General features: G+C 68.8%; 24 protein-coding genes and 1 pseudogene. 9 read left to right on the top strand and 16 right to left on the bottom strand.

From position 1 onward, the window contains the following. Window positions 1-21: 21 nt before the first annotated feature. Complete coding sequence (gene rsrA / locus AC5Y2S_RS16710) at window positions 22-324, bottom strand: mycothiol system anti-sigma-R factor (RefSeq protein ID WP_499957196.1); 303 nt, start codon at window positions 322-324, stop codon at window positions 22-24. Then, window positions 321-971, bottom strand: a complete 651-nt coding sequence (locus AC5Y2S_RS16705) for a sigma-70 family RNA polymerase sigma factor (RefSeq protein WP_499901853.1) — start codon at window positions 969-971, stop codon at window positions 321-323. The genes rsrA and AC5Y2S_RS16705 overlap by 4 nt, the downstream gene beginning before the upstream one ends. Before the next feature lie 269 nt (window positions 972-1,240). On the opposite strand from AC5Y2S_RS16705, the gene AC5Y2S_RS16700 reads away from it, so the two are divergent. Beyond that, window positions 1,241-2,089: an SDR family oxidoreductase gene (locus AC5Y2S_RS16700; protein ID WP_499957195.1), complete on the top strand. Its 849-nt coding sequence runs from the start codon at window positions 1,241-1,243 to the stop codon at window positions 2,087-2,089. Window positions 2,090-2,091: 2 nt separating this feature from the next. Beyond that, complete coding sequence (locus tag AC5Y2S_RS16695; RefSeq protein ID WP_499957194.1) at window positions 2,092-2,577, top strand: YbaK/EbsC family protein; 486 nt, start codon at window positions 2,092-2,094, stop codon at window positions 2,575-2,577. 93 nt (window positions 2,578-2,670) lie between these two features. Here AC5Y2S_RS16695 and AC5Y2S_RS16690 read toward each other — a convergent pair whose 3' ends face one another. The 3 genes and pseudogenes from AC5Y2S_RS16690 to AC5Y2S_RS16680 form a co-directional block, all read right to left on the bottom strand. After that, window positions 2,671-3,492, bottom strand: coding sequence for an alpha/beta fold hydrolase (locus tag AC5Y2S_RS16690; RefSeq protein ID WP_499957193.1), 822 nt, complete (start codon window positions 3,490-3,492; stop codon window positions 2,671-2,673). A gap of 27 nt (window positions 3,493-3,519) precedes the next feature. Then, window positions 3,520-5,212: pseudogene (locus AC5Y2S_RS16685) on the bottom strand (PHA/PHB synthase family protein). Window positions 5,213-5,214: 2 nt separating this feature from the next. Continuing rightward, window positions 5,215-6,726, bottom strand: a complete 1,512-nt coding sequence (locus tag AC5Y2S_RS16680; RefSeq protein WP_499957192.1) for a long-chain-fatty-acid--CoA ligase — start codon at window positions 6,724-6,726, stop codon at window positions 5,215-5,217. 140 nt (window positions 6,727-6,866) lie between these two features. Between AC5Y2S_RS16680 and AC5Y2S_RS16675 the strand changes: the two genes are divergently transcribed. Then, window positions 6,867-8,099 (top strand): PucR family transcriptional regulator, encoded by a 1,233-nt coding sequence (locus AC5Y2S_RS16675; RefSeq protein WP_499957191.1) that lies wholly within the window; start codon window positions 6,867-6,869, stop codon window positions 8,097-8,099. Here the strand turns inward: AC5Y2S_RS16675 and AC5Y2S_RS16670 are convergent. Next, on the bottom strand, window positions 8,096-8,677 hold the full coding sequence (locus AC5Y2S_RS16670) for an HdeD family acid-resistance protein (RefSeq protein ID WP_499957190.1): 582 nt from the start codon (window positions 8,675-8,677) through the stop codon (window positions 8,096-8,098). The genes AC5Y2S_RS16675 and AC5Y2S_RS16670 overlap by 4 nt on opposite strands. 113 nt (window positions 8,678-8,790) lie before the next feature. Here AC5Y2S_RS16670 and AC5Y2S_RS16665 point away from each other — a divergent pair, with 113 nt between their 5' ends. Both AC5Y2S_RS16665 and AC5Y2S_RS16660 read left to right on the top strand, forming a co-directional pair. Next, complete coding sequence (locus AC5Y2S_RS16665) at window positions 8,791-10,209, top strand: phytoene desaturase family protein (protein ID WP_499957189.1); 1,419 nt, start codon at window positions 8,791-8,793, stop codon at window positions 10,207-10,209. Between the two features lie 48 nt (window positions 10,210-10,257). After that, window positions 10,258-10,488: a hypothetical protein gene (locus AC5Y2S_RS16660; protein ID WP_499957188.1), complete on the top strand. Its 231-nt coding sequence runs from the start codon at window positions 10,258-10,260 to the stop codon at window positions 10,486-10,488. Window positions 10,489-10,497: 9 nt separating this feature from the next. Here AC5Y2S_RS16660 and AC5Y2S_RS16655 read toward each other — a convergent pair whose 3' ends face one another. From AC5Y2S_RS16655 to AC5Y2S_RS16645, 3 genes are all read right to left on the bottom strand, one after another. Next, entirely contained in the window at window positions 10,498-11,361 is an 864-nt protein-coding gene (locus AC5Y2S_RS16655) for a 3-hydroxyacyl-CoA dehydrogenase family protein (protein ID WP_499957187.1), read from the bottom strand. Then, window positions 11,358-12,758, bottom strand: coding sequence for a PE family protein (locus tag AC5Y2S_RS16650; RefSeq protein WP_499957186.1), 1,401 nt, complete (start codon window positions 12,756-12,758; stop codon window positions 11,358-11,360). The genes AC5Y2S_RS16655 and AC5Y2S_RS16650 overlap by 4 nt, the downstream gene beginning before the upstream one ends. 87 nt (window positions 12,759-12,845) lie before the next feature. After that, a complete protein-coding gene (locus tag AC5Y2S_RS16645) occupies window positions 12,846-13,613 on the bottom strand; it encodes an SOS response-associated peptidase (RefSeq protein WP_499957185.1) in 768 nt (255 codons plus the stop codon). A 36-nt stretch (window positions 13,614-13,649) separates the two neighbouring features. Between AC5Y2S_RS16645 and aroA the strand changes: the two genes are divergently transcribed. Then, window positions 13,650-14,933, top strand: coding sequence for a 3-phosphoshikimate 1-carboxyvinyltransferase (gene aroA / locus AC5Y2S_RS16640; protein WP_499957184.1), 1,284 nt, complete (start codon window positions 13,650-13,652; stop codon window positions 14,931-14,933). Further along, a complete protein-coding gene (gene rsgA, locus AC5Y2S_RS16635) occupies window positions 14,930-15,910 on the top strand; it encodes a ribosome small subunit-dependent GTPase A (RefSeq protein WP_499957183.1) in 981 nt (326 codons plus the stop codon). Before aroA ends, rsgA begins: the two co-directional genes overlap by 4 nt. Before the next feature lie 77 nt (window positions 15,911-15,987). Here rsgA and AC5Y2S_RS16630 read toward each other — a convergent pair whose 3' ends face one another. Then, entirely contained in the window at window positions 15,988-16,461 is a 474-nt protein-coding gene (locus AC5Y2S_RS16630) for a winged helix-turn-helix transcriptional regulator (protein ID WP_499957182.1), read from the bottom strand. A 94-nt stretch (window positions 16,462-16,555) separates the two neighbouring features. Between AC5Y2S_RS16630 and AC5Y2S_RS16625 the strand changes: the two genes are divergently transcribed. Then, window positions 16,556-17,737 carry a thiolase family protein gene (locus AC5Y2S_RS16625; protein ID WP_499957181.1) on the top strand — a complete coding sequence of 394 codons (1,182 nt, stop codon included), beginning with the start codon at window positions 16,556-16,558 and terminating at the stop codon, window positions 17,735-17,737. A 4-nt stretch (window positions 17,738-17,741) separates the two neighbouring features. Beyond that, window positions 17,742-18,227 carry a DUF302 domain-containing protein gene (locus AC5Y2S_RS16620; RefSeq protein ID WP_499957180.1) on the top strand — a complete coding sequence of 162 codons (486 nt, stop codon included), beginning with the start codon at window positions 17,742-17,744 and terminating at the stop codon, window positions 18,225-18,227. 19 nt (window positions 18,228-18,246) lie between these two features. On the opposite strand, the gene AC5Y2S_RS16615 is transcribed toward AC5Y2S_RS16620, so the two are convergent. From AC5Y2S_RS16615 to AC5Y2S_RS16590, 6 genes are all read right to left on the bottom strand, one after another. Next, window positions 18,247-19,218 (bottom strand): carbon-nitrogen hydrolase family protein, encoded by a 972-nt coding sequence (locus AC5Y2S_RS16615; RefSeq protein WP_499957179.1) that lies wholly within the window; start codon window positions 19,216-19,218, stop codon window positions 18,247-18,249. Between the two features lie 40 nt (window positions 19,219-19,258). Further along, window positions 19,259-19,645: a hypothetical protein gene (locus AC5Y2S_RS16610; RefSeq protein ID WP_499957178.1), complete on the bottom strand. Its 387-nt coding sequence runs from the start codon at window positions 19,643-19,645 to the stop codon at window positions 19,259-19,261. Between the two features lie 49 nt (window positions 19,646-19,694). Beyond that, a complete protein-coding gene (locus AC5Y2S_RS16605) occupies window positions 19,695-20,027 on the bottom strand; it encodes a DUF732 domain-containing protein (RefSeq protein ID WP_499957177.1) in 333 nt (110 codons plus the stop codon). 88 nt (window positions 20,028-20,115) lie between these two features. Next, entirely contained in the window at window positions 20,116-20,652 is a 537-nt protein-coding gene (locus AC5Y2S_RS16600; protein WP_499901425.1) for a hypothetical protein, read from the bottom strand. Between the two features lie 57 nt (window positions 20,653-20,709). Beyond that, window positions 20,710-21,990, bottom strand: coding sequence for a fatty acid desaturase family protein (locus AC5Y2S_RS16595; RefSeq protein ID WP_499957176.1), 1,281 nt, complete (start codon window positions 21,988-21,990; stop codon window positions 20,710-20,712). Window positions 21,991-22,077: 87 nt separating this feature from the next. Then, window positions 22,078-23,223, bottom strand: a complete 1,146-nt coding sequence (locus tag AC5Y2S_RS16590) for a ferredoxin reductase (protein ID WP_499957409.1) — start codon at window positions 23,221-23,223, stop codon at window positions 22,078-22,080. Window positions 23,224-23,257 lie beyond the last annotated feature (34 nt).

Genomic DNA, 23,257 nt, shown 5'->3' with positions numbered 1-23,257 from the left:
GGCCCCATTCCTGAGGGGTAGCTACTCCATCCCGCGGATGATGGTGGTCCGGCGAATCTCCAGCCGGAGACGTTCCTTCAGGCCTTCGGGGGCCTTCTCACCCGTGCACTTGGTCGCGATCAGCGCCTTGAGCCGCTCCTCGATCCCGTAGTGCTGGAAGCACCCGGGGCACGCCTCGAGGTGCTGGCGCAGCCTCTCCTTCGCCTCGGGGGTGCACTCGCCGTCGAGCAGGGTCCATACCTCGGCGATCACCTCGGCGCAGCCCAGACCGTGGGAATGACTGTCGTCGGCGCGGGGCTCGGCGGGGCCGGCAGACTCGCTCATGACGGCACCTCCTCGTGCGCCTGTTGACCGCGGGTGAAGCCGCGCTCCTTGGCCACGTCGGCCAGGAGACCGCGCAGCTGACGTCTGCCGCGGTGCAGCCGAGACATTACCGTCCCGATGGGCGTGTCCATGATCTCAGCGATTTCCTTGTACGGGAAACCCTCGACGTCGGCGTAGTAGACGGCCATCCGGAATTCCTCCGGCAACGCCTGCAGCGCCTCTTTGATCTCGTTGTCGGGCAGCGCCTCGAGCGCCTCGACCTCGGCCGAACGCAGGCCGGTCGAGGAATGCTCGGCGTTGGACGCAAGCTGCCAGTCGGTGATCTCCTCGGTCGGATACTCCGCCGGCTGGCGCTGCCGCTTGCGGTAGCTGTTGATGTAGGTGTTGGTCAGGATGCGGTAAAGCCAGGCCTTGAGGTTGGTCCCGGCCCGGAACGAGCGGAACCCGGCGTACGCCTTCACCATCGTTTCCTGCAGCAGATCCTCGGCGTCGGCGGGGTTGCGCGTCATGCGCAGCGCGCCACCGTAGAGCTGGTCCAGCAGCGGAATCGCGTCGCGCTCGAAGCGCGCCGTGAGCTCCTCGTCGGTCTCCCGTGGTGGTGCCGGTTCGGCAGCCTCCAGGCCCGTCTCCCCGTCGGTGTCGGCCATCTCGATTAACACGGTCCCTTCTGCAGCGGTGACGCCGGTGGGCACCGAAAGCGCCGCCGAACTCGCAAGCGAGCGGGTCAACTGCTCGTCCTCCAAGAGGCACGTCGCGGTTGGCACCAGACTGCTCCTCCCAATCTAAAGGCTGCTCCCGACAGTGTCCGTCCGGGCTGCGCATCTGCATCAGAAACCGACTGTTTTAACAGCATCCGCCAGCCGGCTATTTCCCGGGCGGAATCGGGGCGGTTCGGGCATGGCGTTAATGTGACGCCATGTCCCTGAACGGCAAGACCATGTTCATCTCCGGAGCCAGTCGCGGAATCGGCCTCGCGATCGCCAAACGGGCCGCGCAGGACGGCGCCAACGTCGCGCTGATCGCCAAGACCGCCGAGCCGCACCCCAAGCTGCCGGGCACGGTGTACACGGCCGCCAAGGAGCTCGAGGAGGCGGGCGGGCAGGCCCTGCCGATCGTCGGGGACGTCCGCGACCCGGATTCGGTCGAGTCTGCGGTGGCCAAGACCGTCGAGCAGTTCGGCGGCATCGACATCTGTGTGAACAACGCGTCGGCGATCAACCTGGGCTCGATCACCGAGGTGCCGATGAAGCGGTTCGACCTGATGAACGGCATCCAGGTGCGCGGCACGTACGCCGTCTCGCAGGCCTGCCTGGCGCACATGAAGGGCCGGGAGAACCCGCACATCCTGACGCTGTCGCCGCCGGTGCTGCTGGGCAAGGAGTGGTTGAAGCCGACGGCCTACATGATGGCCAAGTTCGGCATGACGCTGTGCGCGCTGGGGATCGCCGAGGAGATGCGTGACGAGGGCATCGCCTCCAACACGCTGTGGCCGCGCACGCTGGTGGCGACCGCCGCGGTGCAGAACCTGCTCGGCGGGGACGAGGCGATGGGCCGGGCCCGCAAGCCCGAGGTGTACTCCGACGCGGCCTACGTCATCCTCAACAAGCCCGCGCGCGAGTACACCGGCAACATGCTGCTGTGCGAGGACGTGCTGGTGGAATCCGGCGTCACCGACCTGTCGGTCTACGACTGCATTCCGGGTTCGAAGCTGGGCGTCGACTTCTGGGTCGACGGCGTCAACCCGCCGGGGTACACGGGCCCCTAGCCGTGCCCGGCGCTGCCACGCCGGCTCTGGCCGCTCTGACCAAAGCCGGTGTGCCGCATGAGATCGTCAAGTTCGGTCACGATCCCCGGGAATCGTCGTTCGGCGTCGAGGCGGTCCAGGCGCTGAGCCGGGCCGGCGTGGCACCCGAGCAGATCTACAAAACCCTGATCATCGCCGTGCCCCACGGGCTGGCCGTCGCGATGGTGCCGGCGGCGGCGAAGTTGTCGCTCAAGGCCGCCGCCGCGGCGCTGGGGGTGGCCCGGGCCGGCATGGCCGAACCCGGTGCCGCCGAACGGGCGACGGGCTATGTGGTCGGCGCGGTTTCTCCGTTCGGGCAGCGCAACCGCTTGCCCACCGTCGTCGACGCGAGCGCGCTGGGCTGGGAACGCGTGTACTGCAGCGCGGGCCGGCGCGGCTGGGACGTCGCGGTCTCGCCGCACGACCTGATCCGGCTGACCGGGGCGGTCACCGCGGACATCCGGGCCTAGGCGCGTTCCGGCTCCGCGAGCCTAACCGCAGTGCGAAAATCCCCGCCGGATGTCGCAGCCGGGTTAGGCTCGTGCACCAGAAGGTGTTGCCGCCTAGGCGCGGTCGCCCGCCTCGCTGAGAAAGCCCTCGATGACGGGGGCGAGTTCGGTCGCGTTGTGCACGATGTCGATGTGACCGCCCGGATGCAGGTACAGAATCGAATGGGGCAGCAGCCGGTGCAGGATGTGGGCGTTGACCACCGGGATGATCGGGTCGTCGGTACCCGCGACGATCAGCGTCTCCTGGCGCACGGCGGGCAGCGCGAACAGGCTCGTCCAAATCGACCCGGCGAGCAGTTGGTGCAGGTAGCCCATCTTCGATCCGGCGTGCAACCGCCGCACGAACAGGCGCGCCACGTCTTCACCGTGGGCGCGCACGGTACCGCCGTAGAGGTCACCGGCGATCGAAGCGGCGTAGTCGGGATCCGAAAACCTGCGCGGGGTAATCATTTTGGACAGCACCGATAAGCGAGCGGGCACCATGAGCACGCCGGTGCCGGTCGCCACCAACACCATGCGACGGCAACGACGCGGGTTCTGGAAAGCGAACTGCTGCGCCAGGGCACCGCCCCAGGACAGCCCGAGGATGTCGACCACGCTGATGCCGAGTTGGGACAGCACCCGGCCCAAAACCCAGGCGAGGTAGGGAATCCCATACGGCAGCGGCGAGGTCGGCGATCCCCCGGTGCCCGGCACGTCGAACCTGATCACGGTCATCGGCAGCTGTTCGACCAGCGGATCGAGCACCTCGAGGCTGGCGCCGATGCCGTTGCACAGCACCAGCGGCACGCCCGTCCCCCGGCGCACGTTGACGCGGATGCGCTGCCCGCCCGCGCTGACGTAGCGCTCCTCGCCGAGCGTGCTCGGCGTAACCACCCGTAGCCGCCTGCGTTGTGCCGTCACTCACTTGTCCATCACGTAGCGGCCCGGGGCGGGCCCGAGCGGCGGGAGTCCTTCGCCGCCAAGCTGTTTCGGCGCCCTGACCTCGGGGCCGCTCCGCCCGGCGAGCCAATTCGCGTAGTCCGGCCACCAGGAGTCGCTGGACTTCTGCGACGACTCCAGCCACTGCTGGGGATCTTCGGCGTCGACGGCACCGGTCCGGAAGGACGCCTTCGGGTTGCCCGGCGGGTTGACCAGCGCCGCGATGTGGCCGCTGGTGGACAGCACGTAGCGGTTATCCTTGCTGCCGAGCAGGCGCGCGCTGCGATAGGTGGCCTGCCACGGCGAGATGTGGTCGGCGACCCCCCCCGACGACGTAGGCGTCGGACGTGACCTTGCCCAGGTCGACGGGGCTGCCCAGCATGCTGACCGCGCCGGGGGTGACCAGCGCGTTCCGCACCGCCATCAGCACCATGTCGCGGTGCAGCGCGGCGGCCATCCGGGTGGTGTCGGCGTTCCAGAACAACACGTCGAACGCCGCCGGCTTCCGGCCCTGCACATAGTTGTTCACCCAGTACCGCCACACCAGGTCGGTGGGCCGCAGCCAGGCGAACATCTCCGCCATGTCGCGCCCGTCCAGGTAACCCTTGCGGCCCGAAACCCGGATCGCCGCCTGGGCCGCGCGGTCGCTCATCGCCGCCGCGGCGAATCCGGCGCGGGTCTCGTCGAGCACGGTCACCGACAGGTTCAGGCCCGCAATGCGATCGCCCTGGCCGATGTCGGCGAGGTGGGCCGCCGTCATAGCGGCCAGGATGCCTCCCGAGCAGGTGGCCAGCAGGTGGGTGCTGTCGGTCCCGGCGATCTTCTGCACCGCGTCCATCGCCTCGACGATCGCGGCGCCGTACGCATCGAATCCCCAATCCCGGTGTCGCTTTTGCGGATTTCGCCATGAGATCGTGAAGACCTGTTGGCCCTGCTGGACGAAGTACTCGATCATGCTGCGGCCCGGCGCGATATCCATGATGTAGAACTTGTTGATCACCGGCGGCACCATGAGCAGCGGAACCTCGCGCACCTTGGCCGTCTGCGGGGCGTACTGGATCAGTTCGAACATCGGGGTCTGCAGCACGACCGCCCCCTTGGTGACGGCCAGGGTCTCGCCGACGGCGAACGCGTCGGGTTCGACCATCGCCGGCACCCGTGGCTTCGAAAGCATGTCCCGCGCAAAGGCTTTCAGGCCGCGGACCGCGCTCAGGCCCGCGGTGTCGATCATCGCCTTCCAGCCCAGCGGGCTGATCAGCGGGTTGTTGCTGGGGGCCAGGCCCTCGACGAGGTTGTCGAGGACGAACCGCATCCGCTCGTTGTCGCGCCAGTCCAGCTGGGCGTCGGCGAGCAGCCCGTCCGCGGTCTCGGCGCCGGCGAGGTAGGCCTGCATGATCCGGTGCAGCACCGGATTCTCCTGCCAGGCAGGGTCACTGAAGCGCTTGTCGGCCCGCGCCGGGACGCGGTGCGAATCCCCCACCGCGATGGCGCCCAGCTCGCGCGTCAGCGCGCCGATCCGGTCGGCCACCGCGCCCGGCCGCCGGGCGAGGCTCGCCCCGAAGTGGCTCCAGGTTGCATCGGGCATCATGCGGCTGACGAACGGTTTGGTAGCGCTGGTCAGCAGCAGGTCGAGCGGCGCGGCGAGCTCGTCGGGTTTCGTGTTTACAGTTGCCATGATTATCGTGCGCTTTCCGTTGTCGGAGGGGTGATTTCGCGTTTCAGGACCTTTCCGGTCGGCCCCTTGGGCAGCGCGTCGACGAGCCACACCAGGCGCGGGTACTTGTACGCGGCGACCCGCGCCTTGACGTACTCGCGCAATTCTTCCGGAGTTGCGGCCGCGCCCTTCTTGAGCGCGACGGCGGCGCCGACGTCTTCGCCGAGCGAGTCGTGCGGGACGCCGATGACGGCGGCCTCGGCCACCGCCGGATGCTCGTAGAGCACCTCCTCGATCTCGCGCGGATAGACGTTGTATCCGCCGCGAATGATCATGTCCTTGGTGCGGTCGACGATGTAGAAATAGCCGTCCTCGTCGACGCGCCCGACGTCGCCCGTGTTGAGCCAGCCGTCGGCGGTGATCGTGGCCTTGGTGGCGTCCGGCAGGTTCCAGTAGCCCTTCATCACGTTGTGGCCGCGGATCTGAATCTCGCCCGCCTCCCCGCGCGGAACCTCGACCCCGTTCAGGTCGACCACCCGCATCTCGACGCCCTCGATCGGGGTGCCGATCGAACCCGCCTTGCGGGGCCGGTCGGGATGGTTGAACGCGGCCGCCGGGGAGCTCTCGGATAACCCGTACCCCTCGAGAACGGAGCAGCCGAAAGCCTCCTCGAAGTCGGTGAGCACCTGGACGGGCAGCGCGGCGCCGCCGGAGACGCAGGTCCGCAAGCTCCGGGTGGCGTCGGGTCGGGCCTCGTCGGCGACGCCGAGCAGCGCCGAATACATCGTCGGCACCCCTTGGAACACCGTCACCGCGTCGCGCTCGATGACCTCGAGCGCCTTGCGCGGGTCGAATCGGGGAACGAGGGTCAACGTCGCGCCGGCGAGGACGGCGCCGTTGAGCCCGCAGGTGAGGCCGAAGACGTGAAACAGCGGCAGGCAGCCCATCACCACGTCGTCGGGACCGATCTCGACCAGGGTGCGCACGCTGACCTCGGCATTGCGACCCAGATTGCTGTGAGTGAGCATGGCGCCCTTGGGCTTTCCGGTCGTTCCCGAGGTGTGCAGGATGACCGCGACGTCCTCGTCGTCACGCCGCACCGGGGCGTGCCCGGCGGGCAGGTCGGCGATCAGGGCGCCCAGCGCGGCGTCGTCGACGAGCACGCATTGCGCCCCGGTCTCGGCGGCGCCCGCGGTGGCCTCCTCGCCGAAGGCCCGCGTCGCGAACAACGCCTTGGCGGCCGTGTTGGACAGGTAGTAGGCCACCTCGCGGCGCTTGAGCAGGGGGTTCATCGGGACCGCGACGGCGCCGCGGTACATGATGCCGTAGAACACGATCGCGAACGCGGGTGTGTTGGGCAGCATCACGCCCACCCGGTCACCGGGCTCGATTCCGGCACGTTCCAGCAGCGTCGCGACCCGGGCCGCGGCGGCGTCGAATTCGGCGTAGCTGAACCGCAATTCGTCACACCGCAGCGCCACCCGGTCCGGGTGACGGTCTTTCGACGCAACGAGATTGGCGCTCAAGGCGGTCATGGGGTGCCTCCGGGACGTGCTTTCCTGTGCTTCAAGCGTGATCCGGCCGTGCCCGGCCAGCAATGTTCGCGAAAACAACAACCGCGCCGGTTGGCTGTGACCGCTCACACTCACCGGCGCCCGGGCATAAGGTTTGCGGTATGGGCGTGGCATCGAAAAGCCGCGGCGTCCGGCCCGGCGCGACGACAGTGGACCCCCACGTCGTCGAGCTCGGCAGGCTCATGCTGTCCCGGGCACCGGAACTGGGACGAGCGATGGCGGACGTGCTGTGCCGCGACATCGACGCCTACCGGGACGGCACCGTCGTCACGACGGAGCAGGTGGCCGAAAGCTGCGTGGCGAACGTGACGTTCATATTCAACTCGCTCGCCGGCGCCGCCGACGTCGACGTCGATGTTTCGCGCGCGGAGCGTACCGGCACCGAGCGCGCGCTCGCCGGTGTGCCGCTGCCGGCGGTGATGACCGCCTACCGGATCGGTTTTCGGTTCGTGTGGGAGGAGACCCTGTCCGTCGCCCGCGCCGCGGCAATACCGACCGACGCGGTCCTGGACGCCACCGCCCGGATCTTCTTTGCGCAGGACACCTTCACCCAGGCGATGGCCAACGCCTACCGTCAACAGCTGACCGCGCAGATCGTCGAGCGGGAAGAAGAACGATCGGCGTTGGTCGAAGCGCTGCTGGCGCACCGGATCACCGACAAGCAAAGCCTCTGGGAGGCAGCCGATCTGCTGCGGCTGCCCACCGTGGGACCCTACGTCGTGGTGGCGGCCGAGCTGCCCGCGATCGGGAAGCTGGGGTTGCTGGCGATCGAGAACAAGCTGTCCGCCCGCGACATCCGGTCCGCGTGGCGGCTCCTGCCCGACCTGCAGGTGGGCATCGTCCATCTTCGCGGGCCGGCGAATTCGGCGACGGTGGAGCCCCTCGTCGAGGTGCTGCACGAGGCCGCGACGGCGCGAGTCGGCATCAGCCCGGCGTTTCGCGACCTGGCCGAGACCAGCGACGCGTTGCGACTGGCCAGGGTCGCGGTGACCGGCAAGCCCTCCGGCGACTCGCTGATCTCCCTGTTCGATGACACCCCACTGGCCGTCGCGGCGGTCAGCGCGCCCGAAGTGATGGCGAGGATCAAGGCGCTGGTGCTCTCCCGCGTCGAGGAACTGCCCGCCGAGGAACGCAGCATCCTGATCGACACTTTCCGGGCCTGGGTCGAGGCGGGCGGCTCGGCCAACGACACCGCGACGCGGATCTTCTGCCACCCCAACACGGTGCGCCACCGGCTGCACCGCATCGAGGAGCTGACGAGCCGCTCCCTCTCGCGGCCAAGGGATCTCGCCGAGCTGTGCCTCGCGTTCGAGGTCGAGCGCCGACTGCCCTAGCCGGGCAGGTGCTTCGCCCGGCTGCGGGTCTGGAACGCGGTGACGATGTCCATGACGCCGATGACGATCAACCACCAGCCGGCCACCAGGGTCAGGATCGCGATCGACCGGAGCGGCGAGACGATCATGACGGCGCCGCCGATCACGATGATCAGCCCGGTCAGCGCCTGCCAGGCGCGCCCCGGCATGTGGTCGAACGACAACGCCGCGGCGAGCAGCGTCATCCCGCGGAACAGCCAGCCGATGCCGATCCAGATGGCCAACAGCCAGACCGCCTCGAATTCTTCGCGGAAGCAGAAGAATCCCAGCACCAGCGAGACGACACCGGTGATGAATGTCAGAACTCTCATTGCCACCCCGGCGTGGGTGCCGAAGGCAGCAAACATGTATCCGATCCCGGACACCACCAGGTAGATGCCGAACAAGACCCCCGCAACGAACAGTGTCTTGCCTGGCCAGACCAGCACGATGACGCCCAGCGCCACGGCGGCGAGGCCGATGAGCAGCAGCAGCTGCCACGCGCTGCGAGCAAGCTGCTTCAGTGGACCTTCAAAAACGGTCTGATCGGTATTCGTCATGTGAATATGATTCGCCCTCGTCGGCGTAAAGAAAATGTCTCTGGCGACACGATTCGGTATCGCGCACGGGTATCGCGAACAACGTCCACCCAAAATTCCTGTTGTATGGAGGCATGACAACCGCGCTGGTGGTGGGCGCCGGGCCCAACGGCCTGGCGGCCGCCGTTTGCCTGGCCGCCGAGGGCGTGCAGGTGACGCTGCTCGAGGCCGCCGACGAGGTGGGCGGCGGCACCCGCAGCGGCGAGGCGATCGTCCCGGGTCTGCTGCACGATCACTGCTCCGCGATCCACCCGATGGCCGTCGGCTCGAGTTTCCTGGGCCGCTTCGACATGGCGCGGTACGGGCTGAGGTGGCGCTGGCCCGAGATCGATTGTGTGCACCCCCTCGACGGCGGCGGCGCGGGCGTGCTGCACCGCTCGGTGGACCAGACCGCGGCAGGCCTGGGCCCCGACGGGCCGCGCTGGCGGCTCGCGTTCGGTTACTCCGCCGCCCGGTTCGACGCCCTTAGCGAGGACATCATGGGGCCGCTGCTGCGGGTCCCGCATCACCCGATGATGCTGGCCCGGTTCGGCGCGCCCACGCTCCTTCCGGGATCGACGTTCGCCCGGCTGTTCCGCACCGACGAGGGCCGCGCGTTGTTCGGAGGCGTTGCGGCGCACACCTTTCGGCCGCTGCACTACCCGATGACCTCCGCCATCGCCCTGGGCCTGATCGCCGCGGGCCACCGGCACGGCTGGGCGGTGGCCGAAGGCGGATCGCAATCGATCGCCAACGCCCTGGCCGCGCTGCTGACCGACCTGGGCGGCAAGATCGAGACCGGCGTGCGGGTCAAGGCGGCCGCGCAGTTGCCGCCCACGGACATCACCATGTTCGACCTGGATCCGGGCGCGGTCGCCCGGATCCTGGGGGATCGCCTGCCACGCCGGGTTTCCCGCGCCTTCAGCAGGTTTCGCCGCGGCCCCGGCGCGTTCAAGGTCGACTTCGCCGTCGAGGGCGGCGTGCCGTGGGCGAACCCCGACGCGCGCCGGGCCGGCACCGTGCACCTGGCCGGCACCTACGCCGAGCTGGCCGCGACCGAGCGGGAGATCCACGCCGGCCGCATGCCCGAGCGGCCGTTCGTGCTGGTCGGTCAGCAGTATCTCGCCGATCCGCAACGCTCGGTGGGCGATACGCACCCGGTGTGGACCTACGCGCACGTCCCCAACGGCTACGCCGGCGACGCCACCGAGGCCATCGTCGCCCAGATCGAGCGATTCGCCCCCGGATTCACCGAACGCGTCGTCGGCCGCGCGGTTCGTTCGACCGCCCAGATGGCGACCTTCAACCCCAACTACGACGGCGGCGACATCATGACCGGCGCCAAGGACATCCGACAGCTGACGTTCGGACCCCGAATCACGCTGTCGCCCTATACCATTGGCGTTCCCGGGATGTACATCTGCTCCGCGGCGACACCGCCGGGCCCCGGGGCGCACGGCATGTGCGGCGCCAACGCCGCCCAGCTCGCGCTGCGCACCCTTGTGCGAGCGTAGTCATATGACTACGCTCGTCGCATGCATCGAGCGCGCTAGGAGGATGCGGTGAACAAGATTGTCGCAGCGGTCGTGCTGGCCTTTGCCGGGTTACTGACGACCGGCGTGGGCATCAGCAAGGCGGACACGATCCAGACCGAGGGCAGTTATCCGACCCGGGAGGCCTGCCAGGACGCCGGGCCGGGCGTGAAGGCATCGACGCCGGGGAACTGGAACAACTTCTGGTGTGTCCCCGACCGCACGGCCGCCGGCCAGTGGCGCCTGGTGCTCAGCAACTGAAAAGCCAAGTCAATACTTGTAGAAACCCTCGCCGGTCTTGACGCCGAGCTTGCCGGCATCCACGTAGGACGCCAGCAGGTCGCGCACGCTCTTCGGTAGGTGCGGAAACTCTGCGGCGTAATGGTTTTCGATGTCGAGCACCACGTCGAGGCCCACCAGGTCCATCATCTGGAACGGCCCGGCCGGCACGCCCCAGTTCGCCTTGAACATCCCGTCGACATCCTCCGGGCGGGCCACCCCCTCGGCGACCACGGCCAGCGACTCGCGCTTGATGGCCGCCCAGATGCGGTTGAAGATGAAGCCGGTGGACTCCTTGCGGGCCTCGAAGGGCGCAATGCCGAATTCGGGCAGCACGGCCAGCAGCGTGTCCAGCAGGCCGCGGTCGGTCTGGCCGTCCGACATCAGGTCGACCGCGTTGAGCTCCGGCGGCATGTAGAAGTGCATGTTGCACAAACGCGTTTTGTCGCGGACCTTTTCGGCCATCAGGCGCGACGGGTACGACGACGAGTTGGTCGCGAAGATCGTGCCCGGCGGCGCCGCCCGGTCGATCTCGCCCCACAGCGGGATCTTGATCTCGAGCTTCTCCGGGACGGATTCCACGACGAGCCACGCGTCCTCGAGCGCCTCGTCCAGCGATCCGACGCCCGTCGCGGCACCGGCTTCGCCAAAGCCCCTCTGCTGCAGCACCCTTGGCAGGGTCTCGTCCACATACCGGGTGGCCGCTTCCAGTTGCTCCGCACGCCGCGCGTGGATTCGCACGGTTCCACCGCGGCTGGCGAACATCACCGCGATGCGCCGGCCCAGCGTTCCGGCCCCGACCACCGCCACCGGGCGGTCGCGGACGTCCTCGAATGTGTACGTATAGGCGGTCACAGCACGATCCCGGCGGCGTTGCCGAGAATGATCGGCTGGCCGCCGGGGGGCAGGTAGCCGCCGGTGGGCCCGTAGACGCCGTAGATCGGGTCGGTCGGGCCCGCCCCGGCGTAGATGTCGTTGATCCAGCCCGTGGCCAGGGTGTACACCGCCGCGGTGTTGCCGGGCGGGGAGAACCTGGTCACCAGCTGGGCGACGAAGTCGACAAGGGGATGCCCGCCCACCATCGAGTCGACATGCGAGCCGTTGACGAGCTCGACCCCGACGAACTGCCCCGGGTACAGGCTGATCAGTTGGTTGGTGGTGGCGCCGAACGCGTTCCACGGCTGGGGCGGCGCGGCCACCACGTAGTCGGGAATGTGCAACGCCTGCAGGTTGGCCACCGCCGTCGCGAAGGCCGAGGAATCCATCGCGACCCCGTCGAACATCACCACGCCGAGGAGGTGATTGCTGGCGGTGTTCGTCCCGAGGTCCGCGATGTAATCGCCGGCGGCGATCGTGGCGAGGCCACCGCCGGCGGAGTGTCCGGCCAGGATGAAATCCACCGGCAGCGTGCCCTGGTAGCCGGCGTGGTTCGCGCTGATGTTCAGCGCCGTCTCGCTGCCGAGGAACAGCGAGGCCACGCCCTGCTGCAGCTGCGGGCCGCCCAGCCAGGCGCCGAACGGCAACGGAAGCGACGGCACGGTGGGCACCACCACGATGCTGTCGGTCTGCTGGGCCAGCTGCATGGCCAGCGGGTCGTAGAACCACCCGATCGCCCCGAAGCCGTGCTGCAGGTAGATCACGCCGTTGGCGTGCACCGAGCCGTCGGCCTGGGTCGGGAAGTACCAGTGCGCGGGGGCTGGGAGGCTGAGCTGACCAAGCGGAATTCCGAAGATCGAGGCCTCGCCGAGCGGGATCTGCAGGAAGGAGAACCCCGTCTTGACCCCGGTCACCCCGTTGGTGGTCGGCGCGGTGGTCACCGCCCCGCCGGTGGGGGTCGTGGCAAGCAGCGACCCGGTTTGACCGGCGGGGGTGGCGCTACCGAACAGCGGGTGCCCGAGCAGCCGCTCGATGGGCGCCAACACGCCCAGGCTCTCGACCTGTTGCTCCAGCGCCTGCAGCGGCGGCACGTTCGCGGCCTCGGCCGCCGCGTACGCGGCGCCGGCCGCACTCAACGCCCGCACGAACTGGGTCTGCATCGCCATCGTCCGCGCGGTCAGCGTCTGAAATTCCGTGGCGCAACTGCCGAAAACGTTCGCGACGGCCGCCGAAACCTCATCGCCCGCCGCGGCGACAACCCCCGTCGTCGGCGCAGCCGCCCCGGCGGCGGCCGCCTTGATCGCGTCCGCGATCCCGGTCAGGCCCTGCGACGCTTCGACAAGGGCCACGGGCGCGGCGATCACGTACGACGACATCGGTGGCTCCCATCTCCAGCACCGCCAGGCTCAAGATGCTAGCCAGGTTCGACCCGGCTTCGGGCGCGATCCGACAATCGGGGCGCGCTAGAGCAGCTTCATCTGCTCCGACTGCTCTTCGACCGGCTCGAGCAGCTGCGGCCCGTTGTTGCGCACGCTGTTGACCAGCGTCGACACCTCGCGCATGCGGATGTCCCGCACGTCGGGCGCGCGGGTGAGCAGCTCCTCGTCGACCGGGGCGTCCGGGTCCAGCCAGCGGTCCCAGTCGCGTTCGGGCAGCGCCAACGGCATCCGGTCGTGGATCTCCGCCAGCTCGCCGGGCGCGTCGGTGGTGATGATCGTGCAACTCAGCAGCGGCGCGGCGTCCTGCTGGTCCTTGGGCTTCCACACCGACCACAGGCCCGCCATGAACAGCGGCTCGCCGTCCTCGCGGTACATGAAGAACGGCGTCTTGCGCGACTTCTTGCCGTCGCGGTCGGGGTTGACGCGCCATTCGTAGTAGCCGTCCATCGGGATCAGGCAGCGCTTCGACTTGGCGCTGGAGCGGAAGGCGGGCGAATTGGTGACCTTGTCGGCGCGCGCGTTGATCAGCAGCGGGCCGTTGCCCTCCGGCGCCCCGTCGGGACCGGCCTTGACCCAGGGCGGGATCAGGCCCCACCGCATCAGCCGGACGCGCCGGGTGGGGTCGTCGTCGGGCTCGGTGTGCCGGGTGACCACGGTCGCGATGGTCGCGGTGGGGGCGACGTTGTAGTTGGGCCCGCCCGCGCGTTCAGACGTGCCGGTCGCCTCGTCGATCGCCTTGATCTTCTCGGCCAGCTTGGCCGGATCGGTCGTCACGGCAAAACGTCCGCACATAACACCCATGGTGCCCGGTACGGCAGGATGAAGCACGTGAGCTCGTGGACGGCCCCCCAGGCGACCGGACCGGTGCGCGCGACCGTCACGGTCCCCGGCTCGAAGTCGCAGACCAACCGGGCGCTGGTGCTGGCGGGGCTGGCGGCCGCGCAGGGACAAGGCACCTCGACCCTCAACGGGGCGTTGCGCAGCCGCGACACCGACCTGATGATCGGGGCGCTGCGCACCCTGGGCCTGCGTGTCGACGGGCCCGGCTCCGAGCTGACCGTCGGCGGCGGGATCGCGCCGGCGCCGGGCGCCACGGTGGATTGCGGCCTGGCGGGCACGGTCCTGCGGTTCGTGCCGCCGCTGGCGGCGCTGGCCGATTCGGTGGTCGAGTTCGACGGCGACGAGCAGGCCCGGGCCCGGCCCATCGCGCCGCTGCTGGACGCCCTGCGCGGCCTGGGCGTGAAGATCGACGGCAGCGGTCTGCCGTTTCGGGTCCACGGCGGCGGGTCGGTGGCAGGCGGCACCGTGGCCATCGACGCGTCGGCGTCCTCGCAGTTCGTTTCGGGCCTGCTGCTGTCCGCGGCGTCGTTCACGCAGGGCCTGACCGTCCAGCACACCGGGTCCGCGGTGCCGTCCGCGCCGCACATCGCGATGACGATCGTGATGCTGCGCCAGGCCGGGGTCGACGTCGACGACTCCGTCCCCAACCGCTGGCGCGTGCGCGCCGGCGCGGTCGCGGCCCGGCACTGGGAGGTCGAACCCGACCTCACCAACGCCGTCCCGTTCCTGGCGGCGGCCGTGGTCAGCGGCGGAACGGTGCGCATCACCGGCTGGCCGGCGACCAGCGTGCAACCCGCCGGCGACATCCTGAGCGTCCTGGGCAAGCTCAATGCCGTTGTGACGCAAACCGATTCGTATCTCGAGGTGAGCGGGCCGGCCGGGTACCCCGGCTTTGGCGTCGACCTGCGCGCGGTCGGGGAGCTGACGCCGTCGGTGGCGGCGCTGGCCGCGCTGGCCACCCCCGGGTCGGTGTCCCGGCTGTCGGGCATCGCCCACCTGCGCGGCCACGAGACCGATCGGCTGGCCGCGCTGAGCGCCGAGATCAACCGCCTGGGCGGCGACTGCGTCGAGACGCCCGACGGCCTGGTGATCACCGCGAAGCCGCTGCACGCCGGCACCTGGCGCGCCTACGCCGACCACCGGATGGCGATGGCCGGCGCGATCGTCGGGCTGCGGGTCCCCGGGGTGGCGGTGGACGACATCGGCTCAACCGGCAAGACGCTGCCGGAGTTTCCGCGGTTGTGGGCCGACATGCTGGAGCCCGGCGTTTGAAGCCCGGCGACTACGACGAGTCCGACGTCAAGGTCCGCTCCGGCAGGGGCTCGCGACCGCGAACGAAGACCCGTCCGGAGCACGCCGACGCCGAGGCCGCCATGGTGGTCAGCGTCGACCGCGGGCGCTGGGGGTGCGTGCTGGGCGGCCGGCCCGACCGCCGGGTCACGGCCATGCGGGCGCGCGAGCTGGGCCGCACCCCGATCGTCGTCGGCGACGACGTCGACCTGGTCGGCGACCTGTCCGGGCGGACGGACACCCTGGCCCGCATCGTGCGCCGCAGCGAGCGGCGAACGGTGTTGCGGCGCACCGCCGATGACACCGACCCCACCGAACGCGTGGTGGTCGCCAACGCCGACCAGCTGCTGATCGTCGTCGCGCTGGCCGACCCGCCGCCGCGCACCGGGCTGGTCGACCGGGCGCTGATCGCCGCCTACGCCGGCGGTCTGACGCCGATCCTGTGCCTGACCAAGACCGACCTCGCCCCGCCGGGGCCGTTCGCCGAGCACTTCGTGGACCTGGACCTGACGGTGGTCGCCGCCGGCGTCGACGATCCGCTGCTGGCGGTGGCCGGGCTGATCGCCGGGAAGATCACCGTGCTGCTCGGGCACTCCGGCGTCGGCAAGTCGACCCTGGTGAATCGCCTTGTGCCGGAAGCGGATCGGGCCGTCGGCGCGGTCACCGAGATCGGCCGGGGCCGGCACACGTCGACCCAGTCGGTCGCACTTCCGCTGGAAGGATCCGGCTGGGTGATCGACACCCCGGGAATCCGCTCGTTCGGGCTGGCCCACATCCGGCCCGACGACGTCCTGGACGCGTTCTCGGACCTGGCCGAGGCAATCGACGACTGCCCCCGCGGCTGCGGACACATGGGCCCGCCGGCCGACCCCGAATGCGCGCTGGACACCCTGTCCGGACCGGCGGCGCGCCGCGTGGCCGCGGCCCGGCGGCTGTTGGCCGTGCTCAGGGAGAGCTGACAAGCTCGGCGAGCGTGCGTGTTGGTGCGCCGACGCGCCGTAATAGGCGTACATTTTGCGCACCCTCGCGCCGGTGCTCAACCGGACTTGGCCAGCCGCATGCCCAGCTCGCCCGGCGGCACCAGATGCCCCTCGGTGCAGCGGATTTCGACGCTCGCCTCGGCGCCGCAGCCCACGTGCGTGAGCCGCAGCCGGTTGCGGCCGGGCAGATGGCGCCGGCCCCACTCGAACATCGCCCAAACCACCGGCATGAAGTCGACTCCCGCGTCGGTCAGCACGTACTCCTCGCGGCCGCGCTGCCCGGGTTCGCGGTAGGGCCGCCGCTCCAGCAGGCCCAAGTCGACGAGTTCGGCCAGCCGCGCCGACGTGGCCGCCTTGGTGATGCCGACCCGGCGGGCGAAGTCGTCGAACCGGGTGGTGCCGTAGTAGGCCTCGCGCATGATCAGCATCGCGGACTTGGTGCCGATCACCGCCATGGTCTTCTCGATCGCGCATTCGCCGACCGGCGACCACTTCTCGCGGTCCGCCAGCGCGCCCTGAAGAAATGTCACGCAGATCACCTCCCAGTCTGGGTTGATTTTAGTGTACCTAGATGTTTACCTGGGTACAGCTAGTGATACCCAGCTTCGGACTCGAGGAGGAGCCATGGTTCAAGGTCGCGACGCCGTCATCGTCGATGCCGTGCGCACCCCGATCGGCAAGGGCAAGGCCAGCGGCGCGCTGCACGACGTGCTGCCCGCCGACCTGCTGGCCCACAGCCTGCGCGAACTGGTGGCCCGCACGGGCGTCGACCCGGAGCGCGTCGACGACGTCATCGCCGGCGCCGTCACCCAGGTCGGCGACCAGGCCGTCAACATCGCGCGCAACGCGCTGCTCGGCGCCGGATTCCCGGATTCGGTCCCCGGTGTCACCATCGACCGCCAGTGCGGCAGCAGCCAGCAGGCCATCAGCTTCGCCGCCCAGGGCGTGATCGCCGGCGCGTATGACCTCGTCGTCGCCGGTGGGGTGGAATCGATGGGCCGGGTACCGATGGGCACCCAGGTGCTGCCCGGCAGCAACCCGTTCGGCGCGGGCATGGACGCGCGCTACCCCGACGGGCTCGTCCCGCAGGGCATCAGCGCTGAGCTGATCGCGGCCAAGTGGGGCTTCTCGCGCACCCAGCTCGACGAGTTCTCCGCCGGCAGCCACGACAAGGCCGCCCGGGCCACCAAGGACGGGCTCTTCGACAACGAGCTGATCCCGATCGCCGGGCTGACGACCGACGAGATCATCCGGCCCGGCACCACGGTCGAGACGCTGGCCGCCCTGCAGCCGGCGTTCTACAGCGACGCGATGAAAGAGCGCTTCCCGCAGATCAATTGGGAGATCACGCCCGGCAACTCCTCGCCGCTGTCCGACGGCAGCGCGGCGGTGCTGATCACCAGCAGCGAGGTCGCCAAGAAGCTGGGCTTGCGCCCGCTGGCGCGGATCCACACCACGACCGTGGTGGGCTCCGACCCGCTGTACATGCTGACCGGGGTCATCCCGGCCACCGAGAAGGTGTTGCAGCGCGCCGGGCTGACGCTGGCCGACATCGACCTGTTCGAGGTGAACGAGGCGTTCGCGCCCGTCGTCCTGGCCTGGGCGCACGACACCGGGGCGGATCTGGCCAAGACCAACGTCAACGGCGGCGCCATCGCGATCGGCCACCCGCTGGGCGCCAGCGGCGCGCGGATCATGACCACGCTGGTCAACGCGCTCGAGCAGCGCGGCGGACGGTACGGGCTGCAGACGATGTGCGAGGGCGGCGGCATGGCCAACGCCACCATCATCGAACGGCTGGGGTAGCCCGATGACCGAAATCAGGTTCGACGGCGTGCGGGTCCGGCACGACAGCGCCAAGGGTTTCGACGAGCTCCTAGCCGCGCTACTGGCCGACATCGGCGACAACACGGTGCCGATCAACGAGATCGCCAAGACGCATGACGACTGGGAGTCATATCGGCAAGAGGTCGGAAAATACGTCGGACCAAGCGGATTCATGTTGTTCGGTTTGTTCGACCACGGCGCATGGATCGCGAAAGCCGGCATCAACCGAAAGGTGTTACGCGTCATCCTCGGCAACCCGCTGATCGCGATCACGATGTTGCGCCACGACGTGAGCGCGGGCCTGTTCGCCCCGGTCGAGCTGCTGATCCTCGATGAGGGGGCCGGCTCCAGCCTGACCTATGTCAAGCCGTCATCGCTGATGGTGGTCGAACCCAACGCCGAATTACTGAGCGCAGCAGAAGAACTCGACGCCAAGCTGGCTGCGCTGGCCGAAAAGGTAACGGCCTGAATGCAAGCTGCGGCCCGAGTCAGCGAATGAACATCTCCCGGACGTAGGGCAGCGTGGTCGACAAGTAGTACTGGTGGCCGGTCTCGAGGTCACGTTCCCATTGGCGATAAACCGCTTCGGGAAAATCGGCGATCCAGAAGCTGTCCGGTATCGCTTCCGGCTCATTCGCTACGGGACCGAGCGTGACGTCAGCGGTGATGACGCCTTCGCCTTCTTCGCGGGACATCCGCGCGAGAATGCGGCCGTTACCGTCGACGATTTGAGCCTCGCCCAGGTAGCGAGACGGGTAGCTCTCGCCCGCATCGGGCCAGGACTCCCCCACGAACCGTCCCGCGTGCGCGGCGTGAACCACCGGCACGCCAAGCATTCTGGCGAATCGGCTCGGCGCGGCTTTCATCACTTCAAGGCCGAACTCGGCCGAAGGGCCATCCGATTGGCCGCTGTCCTTCCCGCCCCACCATCCCGAACCGCCCACCACGATGTCGACCTTTCCCTTCAACCGCGTCGCCGTCCTGGATCGGATGAACTCCCAACACAGCGCGGCGCCTATGGTGCCCTGGGGGGTGTGCAGAACGCCGTCATCGTCTCCTCCGATGTAATAGCAGTTCTCCCAGAAGGTTGGGGCATCCTTGTCGTGCCGGTGGGTGCTTCCGTCCGGCAGCGCCAGAACAAAGGTGTTATAGACGTGGCCGTCGCGCCACGCCAGAAACGAGCCGCCGACCATGGCGTTGCCTTCGCGCGCCAAGTCCACGAGCAACTGGGCCGGCGGGCCGTCGATCGCCCGAGTCGTCGACGCCATGTGGGGGAAAAACGCATTGCCGGAGGCAAACAGCTCCGGCAGGATGACCAAGCTTGCCCCGCGTTCGAAGGCGACCCGCACGAGGCGTTGCGCCATCGCCAGGTTGGCGTCGACATCGCCCAATTCGGCGAGCATCTGAATCGCCGCAACACGAATCGTCGGACAGCGGGCTGCCGCGTTGTCGTTCGGCATCGACCGGATGATACACGCCTGGCCGAACTACTTGCGCCCCTTACGGAGTGCCCTGCCAATGTTTGGCAAGCGGGGTGCCGGAGTACTTTTCGAGCATCAGACGGGAGAACGACAGCAACGCACTGCGAGGCCGGTGGTTCACCACGACTTGCTGCGTCTGCCCCGCGGCGTTGAAGCTGACCCAGACGATTACGTTGGTTCGCACGCCGCGGATCTCGGTCGTGTAGTCCTCGACGAAGCCGTAGTCGCCAGCGGGTCCGGCGAAATTGAACTCCTGGTCGTCGTACACGTCGCGGGCGGTCACCACGATTGAGCGAACGTCTTCCGCGCCGTGGGCGCTGCCGTCCATTGCCGCGGCTTCCAAGGTGACGTCCTCGGCGAGGTTGTCCAGCCATATCGGGTAATAGGGCTTGCCCATATAGGTCACGGGTGCGCCTCCCTCGAAACCCGGTCGGCCAGCTGGACGCTGCGCTCGCTCAGTCGAACTTGCTGGAGTACTGCGGGCAGTAAACGCCGGTCGCCGCACCCATGATCTTGGCCAGCGAGGTGTCCTGCAACTGCGGGAGCCCCTGTTTCGCATCGGCGAAGGTCTGCTCGAACGTGAACCCGTGAGACCAGTCCGTGCAAACGGCGTGCCCGATCTGGACCATCGTCTGGTCCGCGCTGCTCGGCCAGGTGATTCCCTTGTCCTTCAGCGTTTGCAGGTACGCGTCATCCATTGAGTCGGCACTCGCGATCGCGGCGGTGAAGACGGCGATACCGCCCACGACGGCGGCGAGCGGGGCGGTCAATCGTGCGGCCTTCTTCATTCGTTGACTCCTCGGTGTGGCCCCCCTGGTGCCTACGCGGCAGCAAATAGATTATCTGGATCCGGCTGCCTCGCAAATCGCGACGGGTCTACAGCCAGCCGGTGCGGGCGGCGGCAACCGGCTCGGCGGGGGCGGGGGCCAGCGTCCCGTCCCGCACGCCGTCGAGCATCCGTTTCACCGCGGCGACGATCTCCGGGGCCGCCGCGACCAGCCCGGCCAGATCGGCCTCGCTGACGTCATCCAGCGCGACGCCCGCCCGTTCCAGCACCGCGGCCGGGTCGGCCAGCTGGCCGGCGAGCCAGGCCACCGGGTCGGCCGACAGTTCGGGGACGAAGTGCCGGCGACCCGGCTCCCAGCCGTCGAACCGCGGATGGTGATGGGCCCGGTCCAGCGTCCCGGGCGGGCTCTCGGTGGACCCGAAGAGGTCCACCCGCCACACCGGGCGGGTGAAGGCGATCGGGACGCCCGCGTAGATCGATCCCTGCGGCTCGTCCTTGTCGATCAGGCGAAGTTCCAGCCTGACTCCCCGCTCCGGCGTTTCCTGTCCGGCCAGCGGGGTCGGGTCGACGAAATACATGTCCCCGACCACCACACCGAGGTTTTCGAATCCGAATGCAGCGAGCATCGCGTGCCTTTCTAGTCCCGGCGTCGAGGTCCCGCATCGAGCCTAGGACCCCGGACGTCAGGCGGCCAGGCCGTCGCGATACCCCTGCTTCAGCTGCTTCTTCGCGCGTCGCCAATCCCGCACGGTGGCGATGGCGGTCTTCAGGCCGCGGCGGCGTCCGGTGGCCGGATCGGTGCCGGCGAAACCGGGCTCCAATTCGGCGAACATCCGCTCGCTACGCGTCTCGGGCGCGTTGTCGGCGTCGTCGCGCAGGTACTTGTTCGGCAGCGACAGCTTGGCCAGCGTGCGCCACGTCTTGCCGTACTGCACCAGGAAAGAGCCCGTGGTGTACGGCAAGTCGTACTTGTCGCACAGCGCGCGCACCCGCACCGAGATCTCGTGCAGCCGGTTGCTCGGCAGATCCGGGTACAGGTGATGCTCGATCTGATGGCAGAGGTTGCCGCTCATGAACCGCAGCAGCCAGCCACCCTCGAAGTTGGCGCTGCCCAGCATCTGGCGCAGATACCACTGGCCCTTGGTTTCGCCGATCATGTCGGTCTTGGTGAATTTCTCGGCGCCGTCGGGGAAGTGGCCGCAGAAGATGACGGCGTTGGCCCACACGTTGCGAATGATGTTGGCGACCGCGTTGGCCGTCACCGTGGAGCGGTAGGTCGCGCCGGGCGACAGCGCGGTCAGCGCCGGGAACGCGACGTAGTCCTTGACGACCTGCCGGCCCGCCTTGGCCAGGAATTCGTCCACCCGCTGCCGGGCGTCGTCCTGCGCCATCCGCTTCTTGACGATCTTGCCGAGCTCCACGTGCTGCAGACCGACGCCCCATTCGAAGAGGAGCGCGAGCATGGTGTTGTAGAACAGGTTGAAGATGTTGAAGCGCTTCCAGCGCTGATCCCGGGTGACGCGCAACAGACCGTAGCCGACGTCGTCATCCATCCCGAGGATGTTGGTGTACTTGTGGTGCACGAAGTTGTGGGTGTAGCGCCAGTGCTTGGACGACCCGCTCATGTCCCACTCCCACGTCGAGGAGTGGATCTCCGGGTCGTTCATCCAGTCCCACTGGCCGTGCATGACGTTGTGGCCGATCTCCATGTTCTCGACGATCTTGGCCACGCCCAGCGTGACGGTGCCCGCCCACCAGGCCGAGCGGCGCGAGCTCGCGGCCAACAGCAGCCGGCCGGCCACCTCGAGCGCGCGCTGCGCGGCGATGGTGCGGCGGATGTAGCGGGCGTCGCGCGCCCCCCGAGAGTCTTCGATGTCCTGGCGGATGGCGTCCAGCTCAACGGCCAGGTTCTCGATGTCAGCGTCCGTCAGATGGGCGAATACGTCGACGTCTGTGATTGCCACTCGTCGTCATCTCCCTACGGTCGTCTTGTCGGTGCAATACCTACGCTATCGTAACCTACGAATCCGTAGGTTACCTTTGAGTAGCCTTTAGATGTCGAGCACACAATCGCCGGACGCGGCCGACACACAGGTCTGAATCCGGGTTCCGGGATCGTGTTCGGCGCCGGTTCGCAGATCGCGAACGTGGCCTTCCACCAGGCTTACCACGCAGGACTGGCAGATGCCCATCCTGCAGCCGAAGGGCATCTGCACACCGGCGCCTTCGCCGGCGTCCATCAACGACGTCGCGGCGTCGGCCGCGACCTCGCGCCCGCTGCGCACGAACGTGACGGTTCCGCCTGCCCCGGCGGGTGCGGCCTTGGTCACCGCGAACCGCTCCAGGTGCAGCCGGTCGCCGATGCCCGCCGACGACCACACCTTCTGCGCCTGGGTGAGCATGCCCTCCGGCCCGCACGCCCAGGTCTGACGCTCGCGCCAGTCCGGAACCTGTTGGTCCAGCGAGGAGAGGTCGAGCCGGCCCTGCGTGCGGGTTTCGCGGACCTGCAAGCGGTAGCCCGGCTGGTTGGCGGCCAGGGCGGCCAGCTCGGCGCGGAACATCACGTCGGATTCGGTGGGCGCCGAATGCAGGTGCGTGACGTCACCAATCTGGTTGCGGCGCACCAACGTTCGCAGCATCGACATCACCGGCGTGATCCCGGACCCGGCGGTCAGAAACAGGATCGACGGCGGCGCCGGGTCGGGTAGGACGAAGTTGCCCTGCGGCGCGGCCAGCCGCACGATGGTCCCGGGCTCGACGCCGGCCACCAGGTGGGTGGACAGGAACCCTTCGGGCATCGCCTTGACGGTGATGGTCACCGTGCGCGGCGAGCCGGAGGTCTCGGCCGGGCTCGAGGTCAGCGAGTAGGACCGCCAGCGCCAGCGCCCGTCGACGAGCAGCCCGATCCCGATGTACTGGCCCGGCTGGTAGTCGAAGCTGAATCCCCAGCCCGGTTTGATCACCAGCGTCGCGGAGTCTTCGGTCTCGCGGCGGACCTCGAGGACGCGGCCCCGCAATTCGCGCGCGGACCACAGCGGGTTGGCCAGATGCAGGTAGTCGTCGGGCAACAGCGGGGTGGTGATGCGGGCGGCGAGCTTGCGTAGCGCGTGCCAGCCGGGGTGCCGCTCGGCGCCGGCCACAACGGGTCGCTTGGTGTCGACGACGTTGCCCCGGATCGATGGGTTACGTCTGCCCAGCGGAAGCTCCTGCTCACTAGCCGGCGTCTGGCTT

This window comes from Mycobacterium sp. NGS69, from assembly GCF_059812165.1.
This window is presented reverse-complemented; position numbering and strand designations above follow the sequence as displayed.